This is a genomic window from Streptomyces sp. NPDC049597, assembly GCF_040675505.1.
Classification (GTDB): domain Bacteria; phylum Actinomycetota; class Actinomycetes; order Streptomycetales; family Streptomycetaceae; genus Streptomyces.
This window is the reverse complement of the sequence record NZ_JBFAOY010000022.1, coordinates 37,320-51,962: the sequence shown is the minus strand read 5'-3', so window position 1 is coordinate 51,962 and position 14,643 is coordinate 37,320. Positions and strand designations below refer to the sequence as shown.

Below are 14,643 nucleotides of genomic sequence, written 5' to 3'. Positions count from 1 at the left end.
ACGAGGATCGAGCCGAAGGGCGCCGGACTCCCGTCCGCAACGTGGTGCCCGTTAGAGAGCCTCCTCATCGTCACAGCAGGAAGAGAGAGCGGGTAACGCCCCGAGCGGCCTGCCGGGCTTCACGGCGATCCAGGGAACAGGCAGTCCGTGCCAGGAGAACTGCCGGGGCCGGACACGGCTTGCGCCCCACCTGCTGCGCGCGCTGAGGTGTGGCCGACTGCGAGCACCGCCCACACCGCGCCGAACGTCGCCAGGGTGGCGACCTGATCAAGGTTCGTCATCGTGCCCCTCGTCCGTGGTGCCTTTGCGGATCGCGCGGGCCGCTCCCTCGAAGGCATGGACCGCGCGGCAGTCGAAGCGTCCGTGCCGGGCCTGGATGTCCTTGCCGAGCTGGGCGTAGAGGTGGGTCGCCTTGCGGTACCTGCCCTGCTCTTCAGTTTGCGCGGCGTAGGCCATCCGGCCCTCGATCTCTGCTTCGGTGAGATCCTGGTGGTTCATTGGGTGAGCTCCTGACTTCGCTTGGTGGTGGGAATGTCGACGGAAGCGGTCGTGGGGAGGAGCAGGCCGGTGATGTCGACGACCTGCCGACCAGTGAGTTCCGGTGCTCAGCCAGCGTGGCGGTAAGGCTGCGGACATGCGGCCAGAAGCCGGTCAGCAACGCATCCGGGGTGTCGTGGTCTTGTGCGTGCTGCCGCATGCTGCGACGGCGGTTGATCCCCTGGTCTGCTCTCGATCGCTCGACCGCGGCCGGCGCGCCACTGCGAGTGGTGATAGGGAGCGTGATGATTCGGTCGTCGACCTGTTCTGCCCACTCTCGTCGTCGGGCGTGGTGGAGGCGTGTGGGGCCCGGTGGTGGCAGGGGGCCTTGGGGTTGGGTTTGTGACGAGCCTGAAGTAGGCGGGGGTGGACGATCCGGCCGCAGCTCTGGCAGCGGGTCCGCCAGGGGTATGAGACGCCCGGGTTGGGGTCGATGGGCTCGCCGACGTACAGGCGCATGTCCGCGACGGTGATGGCGTCGGGGATGCGGGCTCCCCGGCTGCTGTGGGAGCAGCGTGCGCCGGGGGCGTTGCGGATGACGGCGGACAGGCGGGGGCGGCGGATGCGGCCGCAGATGGTGCACTGGACGCGCCAGGGCAGGCGGGTCGAGCCGGGGTAGGGGTCGATGGGGCGGTAGCCGTAGGCGGCGACGATGGCAGTCGGATCGGTGGAGGGCATGGGAGGGGCAGGGAGCTCTCTTCGGGCGCTGGGCGGTTCGTTGTACGGGAGTGCCGGAACGACGGGAGCGGCCACCCTCATGGGGGTGGCCGCTCCCGTCGTTCCGAGGGCTGGTGGGCCGACGGTGAGATCAGGTGATGATGCCGGGCTTGTGGAGGGCGTCGATGAGGAGGCAGCCGCCGAGGATGTAGGGCCAGAGCATGGGGTTGATGCGCTCGGCATTGGACTGAAGGCGGTCCGGCTGTGCGGCCGCCCTGGCGGTTTCCGGGCGAGCAGTGGGAGGCGGACCCCGCTCCATCTGCGCGCCGTGCGCGCGGGGATCAAGAGGGCCCGGGCCGGAGAGCACGCTCCCGCTCTTCGGGCGGACAAAGGTTGTTCACGGTGATCGGGCACCGATGCCCAACTGCGCCCGCGACCGAGGGATAGCTGTGGCACCCGAATGCGGCGTCTCGGAGGTGGTCCGGACGGGCGTCTGGGGAAAGGTCAGGTCAGGATGCGGAGAAGGATCAGGGCGATGACGAGGCCGATGACGTACGCCCAGATGGGGGTGTCCGTCGTGACAGGCCCGTCGCCTTCGATTCGGTCGTCGGGGATGTCGCCGACCGCGTGCTGGCGAGCGCGGTGACGGGCCCGGTGATCTTTAGCTTCCCGCTCGCTGTCGTATTCCTCGGAGCGAACCTTGCAGCTGTCGCAGTGATAGACCCAGGGCACGGCCCTGTCCCCCTCGTAGGCGCATTGGCGTTGACCAAGCAGGTTAAGCCCACGGGGTGGGGGCGAGCGGCTGATTCCGGCCGGTGCCGGGGGAGATGGCCGGGAGACGCCGCGAGTAGACGACCGGTAGATGCAGGGAGATGGAGAGGGAGATTCGCAGGTAGATGCCAAGGGAGATGGCGTCTACCTGCGAATCGGGGCGTTCAGGCGGCCTCCCCAGGGGAGGGGTCGGAGACGGCCCGGAGGTGCCGGGCAATCAGGGTGGTGGGAACGGCCTCATCCGCGGCGGTGTCCGGGCCGGCAGCGGAGGTGGTGAAAGCCCTCTCCTCGGACCCCTTCTGCATCCCTTCTGCGGGGCGCGGGAGGGGGGCCTTGCGAAGGGCTGCGATGGCCTCGGGGATGCGCATCCCGAGGGTGATGGTCAGCTCGTCGTGGCGAATGCCCCAGGTGGGGTTGGACCCGTTGACCTTGACGCTGCGGTTGGTGGGGAGTCCGACACCGTCGCACCACTTGCGCAGTCGGGTGATGTCCCACTCGTCGAAGCCGGTGTACTCCTCGCGCAGTTGGTCGAGGAGATCGGCCATGTGGATGCCCTTGCGCTTCCTCTCGTGGGCGTCCTGCACGGCCTGGAGGATGACGATGCACAGTTCGCGCTCGGCGCGGGCCTGGACGTCGGCCGAGTCCTCGGCGGGCTCGGCTTCCTGTGCCCTCTCCCTCGAAGATTTTTCATGATCGTTTTGGGGTGTGGGGGTTCCCCAGGGGAGGGGCACCCGCGACCCCACGATTCCGGCCGAGATCAGCCACGCGGCCAGCAATCCGTAGGCGATCAGCGTGCCGTACGGGGCAAGGCGCGGGACCAGGAAGGCGATGGCGCCACCCAGCGAGCTGACGATCACGCCCGCACCGACGACGAACGCCATCACCGCGGACACGAACAGGTCCTGCCGGGCGTCAGCGGAGTCCTGCTCCTTCACGCCGGCCGCATTCGCGGCCGGGCCGCCATCGCCGCTCTGCGCGGGCCTGGCAGTGGTGGGCGGCCGGGTCAGGGACTGCCAAGCGGTGACGACACCGACCAGAACGAGCCGGACGGCCATGTAGCCGATGATGAGTGTTCCGCGCAGCAGGGTCTTCAGGAGCGTCCCGAGCCCACCGAATGGAGTGCGAACGGCCTCCCACGCAGAGGCGAGCTGAGTCGACGTCATGAGGCATCCGCCATGCTCAGCACGCTGGTGCGGACCATCTCGGTGACGACACCGATATAGCCGCCTGCGTTCCCCGCCGACACACCAGCCGCGATCCCGAAGATCGCTGGAATCCACAGCTTCCTCCAGCCGGGGCCGAACGCCAGCAGGAGGAACACCAGGGTGGCGATGCCCGTGCCCGGGTCACCCATGGGGCCGTTGACGACAACCGACGCGGGCAGGTCGTGTACACCCTTGACCAGGTCCGCCCAGGACTTTCCGGCGGCCATGGCCATCATCCCGAACAGGAACGCGGTCGCGGCAACGTATTTCTTGTCGGAATTGATGAACTGAAGGTCAGTGCCTCGAATCGCGAGAATCAAGACGACAAAAATCAGCATCGCGATCCCTGATGCGGTAGCGGACCCGAGGATATGCACGAACGTGCCTTTCTCTAAGTGAGTTGAGGGACTGAGGACGAGGTCAGGATGCTGTCCTGAACATCGCGCACGCGAGAATGGAGCTGCTCAGCAGTGCGCATGCAAGCCACCGCAACAGCCAGAACTTGCGCCGGAGCAGCCACATCCACCACGCCATCGGACCGATCAGACCGATCGCATTGGCGAGGAGTTTGGTGTCGTATGGGGAAAGCCCGGCCTTAGCCGTGTGCGGATAAGTGAAGGGAAGTAAATCCGGACCGAAGGTTGAGCCGAGCCACGCGGTCAGGACGAGCAGACCGAAGAGGGCGAACGGGTTGAGCTGGGCGGCACGGAAGATCCGAAAACCGATGGTGAATGCCACGAGGGTGATGGCGTAGGCGAGCACGCCGTCAACGTGGTGGATTGGATCGTTGGCCCATCGGGAGAACCAGACGCGAACGCCCGCATAGCCTCCTGCCGCGGTGGCCGTCCCCCAGAACAGCAGGAACCTGCGCCATGGGGTGTCCAAGAAGCCGGGGAGGTTCTTGCTGCCAGGAACATCGGAACTCAATGACCTCGGTTTCCGCTGCCGCCTCGGCCGTCCCTTCTTCTCCTTCGGCTCATGAGGCTCCGCAATTTCCACCTCCACTTCCTCTACGGCCTCAGGAACGAGGGCCTTCACCCGCGTCTTGCTCCGCCCATCTCGGCGGTCCTCCCGGGGGCCGGCCGGTGCATCGCCGACCCGCGCGGACTGCGGGGGTGCCGCGGCGTCCTCCTCGGGAGCGGAGTTGGACTTGACCGGCCTGTGGGAGCCCCCTGTTGTCGAGGTGGTCGGGGGTTGGTGGCCCACGAGATCCACCAGGCGGGTGTTGCTCAGGAGCCGAGCCTTTTGCGGACGTGGACCAGCGGGGGCCCTTGTCTCCATCGGGGTGGGCGGGGGTGCCGTCTGATCCGGGATGACCGAGAGCGGAGAGTCCGCAGGGATGACCCTGGTGGGGGTGATCACCCTCCCCTCCCGGGGAACTGCCACGGCCTCGCCGCTCCTCCCCTGGGGGGCGGGTGCTGCCCCTTTCTTACCGCTGACCTGCGTGTCTACCGCATCTCCCTCGCCATCTACCTTCGGCTCGGCCGCGGTTCCGGTGTCGTCTGTGGCGGTCACGAGCGGCCTCCCATCGCGACCCCCATAGCGAGCAGCTGCTCGCGGATGCGGTCCTCGGCCGGGTCGTACGCGCTCAGATCCGGGACAAGACGCAGATGCCGGCGAGCGCGGATGAAGCAACGGGGCGAGGCCCCCTCGAAGACGCTCCGGCACGGCGTGCCGGGATGCGCAGCAACGCCGGGCCGGGAGGCGTGCGCAGGCATGGTGGTGCTCCCTTCTTCTCTTCCTGGATGGGGCGGCATGGTTCGCGCACGTGCCCGGCCGTCGTGGCCGGGCACGTGCGGCTTCGGCGAGGCGGGCCGGGAGGAGCCACGGGCGGCCGTGCGGCAGGAACGGCACGAGGGGTCCGGCACGCCCGGGGGATCCGGGATCACGCAAGGCTCGCGGGACTCGCCCGATGACTACGTGGTGTGACGACTAGGTGCTGGTGAGCATGCGCTCGAGCCTCAATTTCTCGGCTCGGTCCCGGAACTCCGCATCGCTTCCAAGTCGTTTCGAGGCCTTGCGGAGGCGGTCGCCGCCCCAGGTCTCGCCCTGGCCGTAGAGGCTTCCGAAATCCTTCGCGGTCGGTCGGCTGTCCGCGAGGATGAGGCTCGCGGCGTGCAGCTCGGCATCCTCGCGCTGAGCCTTCTGCTCCTCGCGGCTCAGCGAGCCCCCGCTCTGCGAGGGCGCCGCTTGCGAGGCTCGCGAGGACGGCGCAGGACTCGGATCGACGAGGCCCTCGCGAGTTTCGCGAGGCTGCTCATGCCAGCTTCGCGAGGCAGCCCGCGCAGCCTCGCGACGTTGAACCTCATCTGCCTTGACCTGCTCTTCTTCCTTCCTGCGAGCCTCTTCACGCGCGTGGCGCTCAGCCTCGATACGAGCCTCGCGTTCGCGTTCCTCGGCCTTGATCCGGGCGGCTTCGCGAGCCTCGCGAAGCCGGGCCTCGGACTCCGCCGCGAGCCTCGCCATTTCCCGCTCGTGCTCGTCGCGAGCCGCCTCGCGCTCCGCCTCGCGAGCCTCGCGCTCGGCCTTCTCTCGAGCCTCGCGGTCCTCGCGCTCCGCCTCGCGACGCTTCTGCTCCTCCGCCTGCCGGGCCGCTCGGTCCTGCCTCGCGCGAGCCTCGCGCTCGGCCTCGCGAGCCCTTTCGCGAGCCTCGGCCTCGGCCTGCTCGGCCTCCTCCCGCTTGGTCAGCGGGGGCGCCGGAAGTGGCTCACCGTAGTCGGCGAGCCTCAGGGGCAGAGCCACCTCGACGGGGGCCTTGCGCTTGGACCCATACCGGGCCCGCAGGCGGTAGAGGTACACCAGGCGCTCCCGCTCTCGCAGAAGAGCCTTCGCATAGGAGGTGATCTCCCACAGACGCATGCGTCGCCAAAGACCGAACGTCCGCAGCGGATCGAGAAACCACCGCGATGTACGTACCTTGTCCATGGAATTGTCCTCCGCCAGATGCGCCAGGCGGCGCACAGCGTGGCGGGCAGCTTCCACGGTCGCCACAAACAAAAGGGGAAGCACCGAGTGCATTCCGACAGCGACCGGATCGTCCCAAAGTGACGGGTACGGATTTGTTACGGTTGGCTCCGGGATTCCAGCGTTCGCGTTGAAGTAGATTGTCGCCACGGTGAGAACCCAAGCCGCCTGCCGCATCAGCGGCATAGGAATACGCATTCTCGTGAGCCAGAGATCCAGGCCGAGAAGAACCACAATTCCGGCATCTACGCCCACCGGCAGGAAGTAGGAAAAGCCGCCGAACCCCTTGTCTTCCGCGAGCTCTTTGAGGGAGTCGTACGAACCGGCGAATCCGATGGCTCCTACGATAGCTGCGCCGATGATAATGGCGGCCGTGAGAAAGCGGAAGGCGATGACGCTGCCTCGACTGGGGGCCTTCATGGAATTCGCGGTGGTCACTTCTCTTTCTCCCTGGGCTTTGGCTCTTCTTGCCGGTCGGGCGACGCCGTCCAGGGAGGCCGAGGTCCTGGGCGACGTCGAGCGGCCGGTCAGCTGGTGTGTTCCTCGACGCCGTCGACAGGGGCGGCGATGACGGGACCGGGGTGGGTGGCGCGGTTGGGGCAGGGCTCCCAATGGCGGTGATGCGTGGTGCCGCTGGAGGCCCCCTGACAGTCGCCTCGGGCGCGGGACCGGGCACCTGGGGTGAGTGAGGCCGGGCGCCGTCCGCAACGAAGGTGGACGGCTCCCCGGCAGGCGCGAGTGCGGCCTACGTGGCGAACTTCCTTCCGGGCGCAGTAGGCGCCGGGCGGGTGGTTGCCGGGCCGCTTCCTCCTTGGGGCTCTTGGTTCGAGGTGATGCCCGAGCCGAGGGAGGCATCCCAGTCCCACGCCATCAGCGGCCACCGCCGGCGCGCTCGAGCTGCTCGCGGCGGCGCCGGGCGACCTGGGCGCCCGTGCTGGCTGTGCGGATGCGGTCGACCCGTCGGGAAAATAGTTGTGTGGCATGCGGGCCGGTGTGTCCTCACCGGCCCCGCCGGTCATCCGGGCGGTGCGCTTCCCTGCCGGTGGCCTGCCGGTCCGGGCGGCGAGGCCGTGCCCGACCCCGCTTCCCTCAGGGTCGGGCACGGCACCTGGCGGTTCGGGTCAATGGGTCATCCGCCGCATGGGATCGGAACGTTGCCCTCCGTCGAGGCGTAGGCAAAGCGGACGAAGCCCTCGTACGTGCCCCACCCGCCGTGGCCATCGCCGCGCGAGGTCTGGACCACCCACGCCAGCGTGGGGTCGTTGGGGTGGCAGCCGAACACGGACCCCTCGTCCTTCTCGCCCATGAGGCCCTTGATGTGTCCTCCGGCGTCGCGGAAGTAGAGGCCGCCGGTACCCGGGTTCGGGTGGATGTCGACGAGGGGTCCCTCGTAGGCGATGTACGTCGGGTCGGCGGAGGCCGGCGCGGCGAGTGTGAGCCCCATCAGGCTGAGGGCGGTGACGGTGCCGGTGGCGACCGTCACTCGGCGGCGGGTCCGCCGCTGCGCGGCGATGGTGTCCTTGGCAGGCTCGGCGAAGCCGAAGTAGGCGAGCACAGTCATGAGTTGGTCTCCCTAGATGGGTTACTGGAAGCGGATGGATGAACAGGTGGTGCGGACGAAGCCGCAGCACTTTGCCGGGGGGCAGACTGGTAGGGCCCCCTGACCTCGGGAACCGTGGCTGCACAGGGCCGACCTGCCTCGCGAGCGAGTTGAGAGAGGAGGTCCGGCCGGGACCGCTCTGGCGGGGGTGGGCTGTGGTTGCGCTCGCTGTCGGGGGTGGGGCGTCACCCGGCAGGGCGCTCCTGATGAGGCCCGGGCGCGCGCCGGCGCCTCCTGTGGCCGGTGAAGTGGTTCTCCTGGACGGGGGACGGGGAGCGGCCGGACCGTTGCCCGGACCTGCCCACTGCCTGTCGTGCGAGCGGCTGGGCAAGGGGAGGGCCAAGCTCGCCTCCGTGCCGCCCACGGCAGGCCGGCGGGCGGCTCCTTCGGTGCAGAGCGGGGCCGTATCCCGACGCTCTCCGCCACCTCCGCCCTCGGGCGACGGTGACGGACCGTGCCGGGCGTTGCGCCAGGGCTGGTCAGGAGCTGCGTCGGGGTCGCTTGCGGGCGGCGCGACGCTTCATTGCTCGGCGCTCGTCCTCGCTGGTGCCGCCCCACACGCCCTCGTCCTCACCGTGCTGCAGCGCCCAGTCGAGGCAGATCGCCGTGACGGGGCACCGACGGCACACCGCCTTGGCCTGCTCAACCTGGAACACGGCCGGGCCGGTGGTGCCGATCGGGAAGAACAGGTCCGGTTCCTCTTCCGTACAGGCCGAGAGGTCGCGCCAGTTGTAGGTGGCTGGGGCTGGTACGTCGGCCCTGCGGCCGAAGGTGACGCTCTTCATCGTGTTGTCTCCAAGGTCTTTGGCGGGAAGGGTTCAACGGCGCTGCTGCCGAAGTCGCTCGTTCCAGGCGTCCTGGAGGCTGGCGAATCGGCGGTGCAGCGGCTTGCCGGTGGGACAGGGCTTTGCGGACTGGCAGGCTGCGCACCCGCGGGTGTGCTTGTCTGCGTCCTGGTAGGCGCGCATGTAGCGCTGGTAGAGGTCATCGGGCACGGCGTTCGCTCCTCGCCTGTGGTGTACGAGTCGCGGGAGCGGGGGGCGGTGATCTCCGGCTGCGGCAGTGCAGGGTCCGTCGTACGTCCTGCGTGTTGACCTTCCGCCCCCGTTGCCCGTCAGCGAGTGGGGATATGGCACGCGATCTGCTTGCCGATCGGTGACTTGCGGATCGACCAGCCCGGCGCGTACAGGTCCAGCAAGCCGAGCCCCCTGCCGGACTCCGCCTCATCGCTGTCCAGCGGTACGCCCCGGCGCGTCGGGATACCGGGCAGCGGGTCGTGGACCCGCACCGCGACACCGCTCATCGTGCCGAACACCTCGACCACCAGGGGCGCGTGAGGGCCGACGGCTGCGACGGCGTTCCCGACCAGCTCGGAGAGGACCTGCTGCGCGGTGTACGCGGCATCAGAGCCAACGCCCACCGCTTCCAGGACCGTTCCCGTCAGGCTGCGCACGGCCCGCAGGGCCTCGGGCGACGCCGCGATGTGGGCGACGAATCCCTCGGCGCGGGGGCGCACGAAGAACCCGGGCTTCGAGGCGGGTAGTTCAGGCAGCGGCTCGCCCAGAGGGCACTTCGTCGCCGTGCCGGTGGCGATGGAGCTCATCGCGCGACCCCCGATCCACGGCAGGACGTGCACTGGTGCCAGGACTGTCGGGTGACCCCGCCGCTGCTCGTGTCGACCACCCTGCCGCCCTTCCCCCTGCACACCGTGCAGGGCAGCTGAGCGTCGGTCCCCGTCGGACGGGCGCGCGTCTTGTCCATGTTCGGCGCCTCGGAGCGTGCGGCGAAGGACAGCAGCGCGGGCATGGCGCCGCCGGGCACCATCTGCCCGAGGGTTCGACGGGCCCGGCGCTCGGGCGGGATGCGGTTGTCCGCTTGCCGCGACATCCGCAGCATCAGGTCAGCGGCGGCGCCGTGGTGTTCCTCGGGTTCGGGACCGCGGGCGTCGTCCCCGGATTCGATGTCGTCGATGACACCTGCGTTGATGGGTAAGGCAGTTGGGGTGCGTACGATGCTCATCGGGCCTCCCAGAAGGTCCTGCAGAACAGCCCCGGGGATGCAGACCCCGGGGCTGTCGCCTTGTGTGCGGCTCCCAGAAAGGAGCCGGCCGCCGTACGAGCAGCCACGGCCGCGGCCCTTCCCCGATGCGGGGAGCAGGGCCGCGGCCGTGGGTGTTCGTTCAGCTCTTCCTCAGCGCCGGACGCGCAGGGGCTCAAGCGGCACGTCAGGGCCATCCGCCGGGACAGAGCCGTCGGGAATCACGCCGCGCTGCATGTCTGCCGCCGCGACCGACGCCTGGACGCTGTTCCACTCGGCCGCTCGCCGCCGCGGGAAGGACCGGGCCCTGGCGCGCTCCACCTTCCGCTCGTACCGCGCCGCACCCTTGCGGTGCTCCTTGCGCTGCGGCTCCTCCTGGAGGCGCTGGACGTAGAGGTCTGCGAGCTGCATTCCGCTGTCGCAGTGCGACCGACCGGTACAGGCCGCACAGGCCGCGCGGTGAGCGAGGTAGATCTGCCGCGCCTTGTCGAGCGTGACCCGGCCCTTGATGCGATGGACCGGGGCAGCCGGGTCCGGCATCGGCTTGTAGAACTGCCGGCCCGCTCGCCGGTTCTCCGCGGGCATCGCGTCCCGCAGCAGCCGATCCTGCCGTGCCTGCCACGCCCGCACGTCGATGTCGAGGATGACGAGCTGATAGCTACCAGGGCAGCTCGCGGGCTTCTCCCCGCCAGCGACCTTGCCGAGGCCGGGGTGCTCACGGATCTTGAGCCTCGTGTCGCCGAGGATGCGTCTCCAAGTGCCACAGTCGGGGCAGACGATCGACTTGATCTCGGTTGGACGGACGTTGAAGTCTTCCGCGGCCACCGTGCTGAGCAGTAGCGCTGGCCGGCCGTTCGTGCATTTGGTGCGGGTTCCGTTCCTGGACATGTCGCCTCCCATGGTTGAGGTGCGGTGCTGCCTTCTCTGCCTGCCGGGTGACCGCTGGTGCCGGCCCGGCAGACAGACAGCGCAGCAGCGCTGTGCAGAGGTCGTTCGGGTGGTGCGCGATATTCGGTACAGCTGCCTCGACCGGAGGAGCCAAAGCTCAACCCCAGGCCGCCGTCGAGACGGTGGCAACCGCTGTTTTTCTTGGTCAGGCCTCGCAGTCCCGCAAGGGACCTCGGAGGCGCCTGCCGACGAGAACCTCATCGACATTCATAGGTTAGCTGATACAGTTGGAGCTGTGTCAACCGAGTTGAGCAACGTATCTATCCGGATGAGGTGGCTCTACGATGTGGCCCATGACGGACGAGTCCCTGCAGCCCTACCAGCGCATTGTGCAAGAGGTCCGAGACCGGATCCGGCTCGGCCGGCTGCAGGTGGGCGAGAAGCTGCCCAGTACCCGAGTGCTGGCCGAGACATACGACGTCGCACCCGGCACGGTGCAGAGAGCCCTCGCGGAACTTCGGGCCGACGGGATCATCTACTCCCACCAAGGCCGCGGCAGCTACATCCGCGAGTCGGCTCTCGACGCCGTCGCCGACCCCACGAGCCAGGCCATCAAGCGACTCGAGGACCAGGTCGCCGACCTGACTGCTCGCCTGGAGCGTCTTGAGCGCGATCGGAACAGCGCCAGCTCCGACAGCTGACGCGCCTCCCTCGCGAGACGACCTCGCCGCACTCCGAACCCGGCGCTCGTACAGTCGCATGGGCCTACTCCCGTGGGCAGCTCGCTCGGATTTCGATCAACATGAACAGCTTCCTGGGCACGAGCCTTTCGTGAGAGGCCCGACCGTGGAACTGGTGTGGAACCAGCGTGGTACTTGCGCGACTTCGGCCTGTCGAATGACTACCTAGGGGGTGTGTAGTGATCGCCGTGGAGAACTGGACAGGCGAGGAAGCGACGCTCCTGCGCTCGGTGATGCGTGAATCCGTGCGGGATTTCGCCGGTCGTTTGGGCATCGATCCCCGAACGGTGTCGAAGTGGAAGCAGTACCCCAACAGGGTGTGCCGTCCAGCGATGGCTCAGGTCCTGGACCTGACGTTAAGTCAGTGCTCTCCGGAGGAGCAGGAGGCCTTCCGCGTGCGCCTGGCGGCCCTGCGCGGCGAACCAGCTCCCGCTGCGGGGGACATCCCTGCGGTACCTGCCTCGTGCACGGTCGTCTCGCACAAGTTCCTGCCCGTGTACCTCGGCGAGCGGATTGCCCCCTTGTTCGCAGTTGGTGCCCCCCGGGCAACCGGCCCAGGCGGCCTCGATCGCCGCGTGCTCCCCGCGGGTCACCGCTCAGCTCACGCATCGACCCTGCACGTCTACGCATGCGGCGTCGCCGTTGCCCACCTCGAGGAGCACAGGCACGTCAACTCGCTCACTGAGCTTGCTGTATGGCGCTACCGGACGTACCAGCGCGAGCCGGCCTGGGTCGGTGATCGGCTCTCTCTGCTCCTGGCTCAGCACAGTCAGGGACCAGCCACAGGGCCGTCCCCGGTGCCGCAGTACATGCTGTCTGCCTACGAGCTCCGGGAGAACTCCTGGACGGACGCGGGGCTCGACACGGCTCTCCAGCTGCTCACCACTCCGTCGGTGCTCGTCGACCGGCAGGACCCCGCGAACGTCGTGCCGCTCGGCCTCGGCGTGGAGGATGCGAAGTTCCGAGACGGATGGGCCCATCCCGAAGCCGTGCTGTTCGGCGGAGGGGTGTCCCGAGGCGTGGCGGGCTGGTCGGGCGTCGCCTATCACCCGCAGGCGGACGAGCGGGCGCTGACCATGCAGCAGATCATCGCCCTCGAGTTGGACGTCCAGGCACTGTGGGCGCTCTCGGCCTACGTCCTGCACATGGTCGAGGACGGGCTCGATCCGGTACTGCCGAGCGAATACAGCTGGCGATACCTGCGCAGCGCCTTCTTCCGGCTCACCACGGCTCGCCCGACCGAATCGGTACAGCACCGCATGATGCGCGAGGCGATCCTCGCAACCAGCGAACTTCCTGACCGGTTGCGCGCTGCCCAGGATGCCCTTCGAGACACCAACCCCTAGAGGAAGGCGAACCGCGTGGACCCTCGTTCAACAGCGCTGCTGGTCATCGACGTGCAGCAGGGCTTTGTCAACCAGCACAGCCGAAGCGTCCTGCCTGCAGTCGTGCGGCTCGTGAAGGGCTGGCATGCGCTTGGAGCTCCCGTGGTGTTGACCCGGTTCCACAATGAGCCAGGCTCGCCCTATGAGACGATCACCGGCTGGACCAGGCTCCGCACGCCCGAGGAGCAGGCACTCGTGCCTGAGCTCGTCCCGTACATCGGCCGCGCAGCCGCCGTCATCGACAAAGGCCAGTCGTCGCTCTTCACCGCCGAGGGCATTGACCTGATCCGCGACGCGGGCTGGAGCGACCTGGTGCTGTGTGGCATCGACACCGACGCGTGCGTCTACGACTCCGCCGTGGATGCCTACCAGCGCGGCTACCGCCCCTGGATCGTCACCGACGCCTGCGCCTCCACCGGGGGACCCGAGTACCACGATGCCGCACTGCTGCTCGCGGCACGGAACATCGGTCCTGATCATGTCGTCACCAGCGACGCGGTCCTGTCCCGACTCAGCGGGAACCAGGAGGCCGCGCATGGGTGAGCCCCGGTACGACGCGGACGTGGTGGTGGTCGGGGCCGGACCCAGCGGAGTCGCCGCCGCGGTCATGGCCGCCAGCCTCAACCTGCGCACCATCGTCGTGGAGGCCGGCCGCGTCGGCGGCAAACTCCACACCATCGGCGCCCTGGACAACGTCGCCGGCAACTGGTCGAACGGACCGCAACTGGCCGCAGCGCTGACAGCCGACCTCGAACGCCTCACCAAAGCGGGGCGGTGCACCCTCGTACACGCAACCGCCGTGAGCGTGCGTGGCCTCGACGACCGTGCCGAGCTCACTCTTGAAAAGGGCGACCTGATGACCGCGCAGGCGGTCGTGGTGGCGACAGGCGTCGCCGCACTCACGCCATCCGACGTCGACTGGGTCACCACCCGCAGCGCGTTCATCGCGCCACCGCTGTGGCGGGCCGTCCCACAGGATCTCGCAGGAAGGACGTACGTCCTCGGCGGCGATCGGCCCTTGGGAACCTGGCTCCGCGCCCATCCAGAGGCGTCGACGACACTCCATGTCCTGTGCCCTCCCGCCGATGACTACAAGGTCGAGGAGGTCAAGCGGGACGAGCGCGTTCGCATCGTGCCCGTCGCCCACGTGGCGATCGCCCGCCCGACGTACGGAGACGGCTGGCTGGTCGAAGTCGAGCAACGCGCAGGAGACCGAACGTCCTACGTGGCCACCACCGTGCTCAGCAACCTGGGCAACAAACCAGCGGCCCTCGAAGGCCTTGCACGCGGAGAAGACGGCTACTGCCCGCCCGAACAGCAGCACCCCCGTATCCAGATTGCCGGCGACCTGAGATCCGCCCGATACCAGCGCATCTCCACCAGCCAGGGGTCGGGTGCCGAAGCCGTGCTCGCCCACTACTACGCCACCGCGCTGCAAACCTGAAAGGGGAGAGGGAGACCTATGACCTAGCCACAGGAGACGGCACTAGATCGAGAGTGCCGCTCGGGCTGTCCGGCCCAGGTGATTCGCCGTCACCCGGGCCGCCGCCCCTCTGACACCGGAGAACTTCGCCAGCCCTCCGAAGGGATCGTCCGACCGGTTCGCCGCCGATCGAACGGTTCACATCTGGTTCGCCCAGAACCACGAAGCACCGTGTTGGCGCCTCGTTGTGCCTTCACCCAAGCGAGGAAGACGGCCCCATCATGCATGACGCGGCCCCGGGTCGCCAGCGTTGGCCTGCCCGCATACCTCAGATCCAGCCGCCCCAGCGGCGCCGATACCGATCGCAGGACGCTTTCACCGCCGCTTGTGGCCGGCCGGAAACGCGGCCCAGGCTGGTCCCTTCTCGCGCCGGACG

Annotated in this window: 19 protein-coding genes; 5 read left to right on the top strand and 14 right to left on the bottom strand. The window is 68.6% G+C overall.

Going from position 1 to position 14,643, the window contains the following annotated elements:
* Positions 1-267: 267 nt before the first annotated feature.
* Entirely contained in the window at positions 268-498 is a 231-nt protein-coding gene (locus tag AB0K02_RS23585; RefSeq protein WP_365994486.1) for a hypothetical protein, read from the bottom strand.
* A gap of 496 nt (positions 499-994) precedes the next feature.
* Here AB0K02_RS23585 and AB0K02_RS23580 point away from each other — a divergent pair, with 496 nt between their 5' ends.
* Positions 995-1,156 carry a hypothetical protein gene (locus AB0K02_RS23580; RefSeq protein WP_365994485.1) on the top strand — a complete coding sequence of 54 codons (162 nt, stop codon included), beginning with the start codon at positions 995-997 and terminating at the stop codon, positions 1,154-1,156.
* A 189-nt stretch (positions 1,157-1,345) separates the two neighbouring features.
* On the opposite strand, the gene AB0K02_RS23575 is transcribed toward AB0K02_RS23580, so the two are convergent.
* From AB0K02_RS23575 to AB0K02_RS23515, 13 genes are all read right to left on the bottom strand, one after another.
* Positions 1,346-1,513, bottom strand: coding sequence for a hypothetical protein (locus AB0K02_RS23575; RefSeq protein ID WP_365994484.1), 168 nt, complete (start codon positions 1,511-1,513; stop codon positions 1,346-1,348).
* Between the two features lie 185 nt (positions 1,514-1,698).
* Positions 1,699-1,926, bottom strand: coding sequence for a hypothetical protein (locus tag AB0K02_RS23570; RefSeq protein ID WP_365994483.1), 228 nt, complete (start codon positions 1,924-1,926; stop codon positions 1,699-1,701).
* Between the two features lie 203 nt (positions 1,927-2,129).
* Positions 2,130-3,128, bottom strand: a complete 999-nt coding sequence (locus AB0K02_RS23565) for a hypothetical protein (RefSeq protein ID WP_365994482.1) — start codon at positions 3,126-3,128, stop codon at positions 2,130-2,132.
* Positions 3,125-3,508, bottom strand: coding sequence for a hypothetical protein (locus tag AB0K02_RS23560; RefSeq protein ID WP_365994481.1), 384 nt, complete (start codon positions 3,506-3,508; stop codon positions 3,125-3,127). Before AB0K02_RS23560 ends, AB0K02_RS23565 begins: the two co-directional genes overlap by 4 nt.
* Positions 3,509-3,590: 82 nt before the next feature.
* Positions 3,591-4,169 carry a hypothetical protein gene (locus tag AB0K02_RS23555; RefSeq protein ID WP_365994480.1) on the bottom strand — a complete coding sequence of 193 codons (579 nt, stop codon included), beginning with the start codon at positions 4,167-4,169 and terminating at the stop codon, positions 3,591-3,593.
* A gap of 512 nt (positions 4,170-4,681) precedes the next feature.
* Positions 4,682-4,888 carry a hypothetical protein gene (locus AB0K02_RS23550; protein WP_365994479.1) on the bottom strand — a complete coding sequence of 69 codons (207 nt, stop codon included), beginning with the start codon at positions 4,886-4,888 and terminating at the stop codon, positions 4,682-4,684.
* 214 nt (positions 4,889-5,102) lie between these two features.
* The gene (locus AB0K02_RS23545; protein ID WP_365994478.1) at positions 5,103-6,572 is read right to left on the bottom strand and encodes a DUF2637 domain-containing protein; all 1,470 of its coding nucleotides are present in this window, start codon (positions 6,570-6,572) and stop codon (positions 5,103-5,105) included.
* A 691-nt stretch (positions 6,573-7,263) separates the two neighbouring features.
* Positions 7,264-7,695: a hypothetical protein gene (locus AB0K02_RS23540; RefSeq protein ID WP_365994477.1), complete on the bottom strand. Its 432-nt coding sequence runs from the start codon at positions 7,693-7,695 to the stop codon at positions 7,264-7,266.
* Between the two features lie 518 nt (positions 7,696-8,213).
* Positions 8,214-8,519, bottom strand: coding sequence for a WhiB family transcriptional regulator (locus tag AB0K02_RS23535; RefSeq protein WP_365994476.1), 306 nt, complete (start codon positions 8,517-8,519; stop codon positions 8,214-8,216).
* 33 nt (positions 8,520-8,552) lie between these two features.
* The gene (locus tag AB0K02_RS23530) at positions 8,553-8,729 is read right to left on the bottom strand and encodes a hypothetical protein (protein ID WP_365994475.1); all 177 of its coding nucleotides are present in this window, start codon (positions 8,727-8,729) and stop codon (positions 8,553-8,555) included.
* A 119-nt stretch (positions 8,730-8,848) separates the two neighbouring features.
* Positions 8,849-9,337: an ATP-binding protein gene (locus tag AB0K02_RS23525; RefSeq protein ID WP_365994474.1), complete on the bottom strand. Its 489-nt coding sequence runs from the start codon at positions 9,335-9,337 to the stop codon at positions 8,849-8,851.
* Positions 9,334-9,753, bottom strand: coding sequence for a hypothetical protein (locus AB0K02_RS23520; protein ID WP_365994473.1), 420 nt, complete (start codon positions 9,751-9,753; stop codon positions 9,334-9,336). Before AB0K02_RS23520 ends, AB0K02_RS23525 begins: the two co-directional genes overlap by 4 nt.
* Before the next feature lie 171 nt (positions 9,754-9,924).
* On the bottom strand, positions 9,925-10,659 hold the full coding sequence (locus AB0K02_RS23515) for a hypothetical protein (RefSeq protein WP_365994472.1): 735 nt from the start codon (positions 10,657-10,659) through the stop codon (positions 9,925-9,927).
* Positions 10,660-11,012: 353 nt separating this feature from the next.
* Here AB0K02_RS23515 and AB0K02_RS23510 point away from each other — a divergent pair, with 353 nt between their 5' ends.
* The 4 genes from AB0K02_RS23510 to AB0K02_RS23495 all read left to right on the top strand — a co-directional run bounded on the left by AB0K02_RS23510 (position 11,013) and on the right by AB0K02_RS23495 (position 14,228).
* Positions 11,013-11,360, top strand: coding sequence for a winged helix-turn-helix domain-containing protein (locus AB0K02_RS23510; RefSeq protein ID WP_365994471.1), 348 nt, complete (start codon positions 11,013-11,015; stop codon positions 11,358-11,360).
* 218 nt (positions 11,361-11,578) lie between these two features.
* The gene (locus tag AB0K02_RS23505) at positions 11,579-12,745 is read left to right on the top strand and encodes an XRE family transcriptional regulator (protein ID WP_365994470.1); all 1,167 of its coding nucleotides are present in this window, start codon (positions 11,579-11,581) and stop codon (positions 12,743-12,745) included.
* A 15-nt stretch (positions 12,746-12,760) separates the two neighbouring features.
* Entirely contained in the window at positions 12,761-13,327 is a 567-nt protein-coding gene (locus AB0K02_RS23500; protein ID WP_365994469.1) for an isochorismatase family cysteine hydrolase, read from the top strand.
* Positions 13,320-14,228 carry an FAD-dependent oxidoreductase gene (locus AB0K02_RS23495; RefSeq protein WP_365994468.1) on the top strand — a complete coding sequence of 303 codons (909 nt, stop codon included), beginning with the start codon at positions 13,320-13,322 and terminating at the stop codon, positions 14,226-14,228. The genes AB0K02_RS23500 and AB0K02_RS23495 overlap by 8 nt, the downstream gene beginning before the upstream one ends.
* Positions 14,229-14,643 lie beyond the last annotated feature (415 nt).

Coding starts and splice junctions, on each gene's coding strand:
- AB0K02_RS23575 (WP_365994484.1), bottom strand. CDS start 1,513: ATGGAGCGGGGTCCGCCTCCCACTGCTCGCCCGGAAACCGCCAGGGCG.
- AB0K02_RS23560 (WP_365994481.1), bottom strand. CDS start 3,508: ATGCTGATTTTTGTCGTCTTGATTCTCGCGATTCGAGGCACTGACCTT.
- AB0K02_RS23580 (WP_365994485.1), top strand. CDS start 995: ATGTCCGCGACGGTGATGGCGTCGGGGATGCGGGCTCCCCGGCTGCTG.
- AB0K02_RS23520 (WP_365994473.1), bottom strand. CDS start 9,753: ATGAGCATCGTACGCACCCCAACTGCCTTACCCATCAACGCAGGTGTC.
- AB0K02_RS23585 (WP_365994486.1), bottom strand. CDS start 498: ATGAACCACCAGGATCTCACCGAAGCAGAGATCGAGGGCCGGATGGCC.
- AB0K02_RS23510 (WP_365994471.1), top strand. CDS start 11,013: ATGACGGACGAGTCCCTGCAGCCCTACCAGCGCATTGTGCAAGAGGTC.
- AB0K02_RS23515 (WP_365994472.1), bottom strand. CDS start 10,659: ATGTCCAGGAACGGAACCCGCACCAAATGCACGAACGGCCGGCCAGCG.
- AB0K02_RS23565 (WP_365994482.1), bottom strand. CDS start 3,128: ATGACGTCGACTCAGCTCGCCTCTGCGTGGGAGGCCGTTCGCACTCCA.
- AB0K02_RS23550 (WP_365994479.1), bottom strand. CDS start 4,888: ATGCCTGCGCACGCCTCCCGGCCCGGCGTTGCTGCGCATCCCGGCACG.
- AB0K02_RS23535 (WP_365994476.1), bottom strand. CDS start 8,519: ATGAAGAGCGTCACCTTCGGCCGCAGGGCCGACGTACCAGCCCCAGCC.
- AB0K02_RS23525 (WP_365994474.1), bottom strand. CDS start 9,337: ATGAGCTCCATCGCCACCGGCACGGCGACGAAGTGCCCTCTGGGCGAG.
- AB0K02_RS23495 (WP_365994468.1), top strand. CDS start 13,320: ATGGGTGAGCCCCGGTACGACGCGGACGTGGTGGTGGTCGGGGCCGGA.
- AB0K02_RS23540 (WP_365994477.1), bottom strand. CDS start 7,695: ATGACTGTGCTCGCCTACTTCGGCTTCGCCGAGCCTGCCAAGGACACC.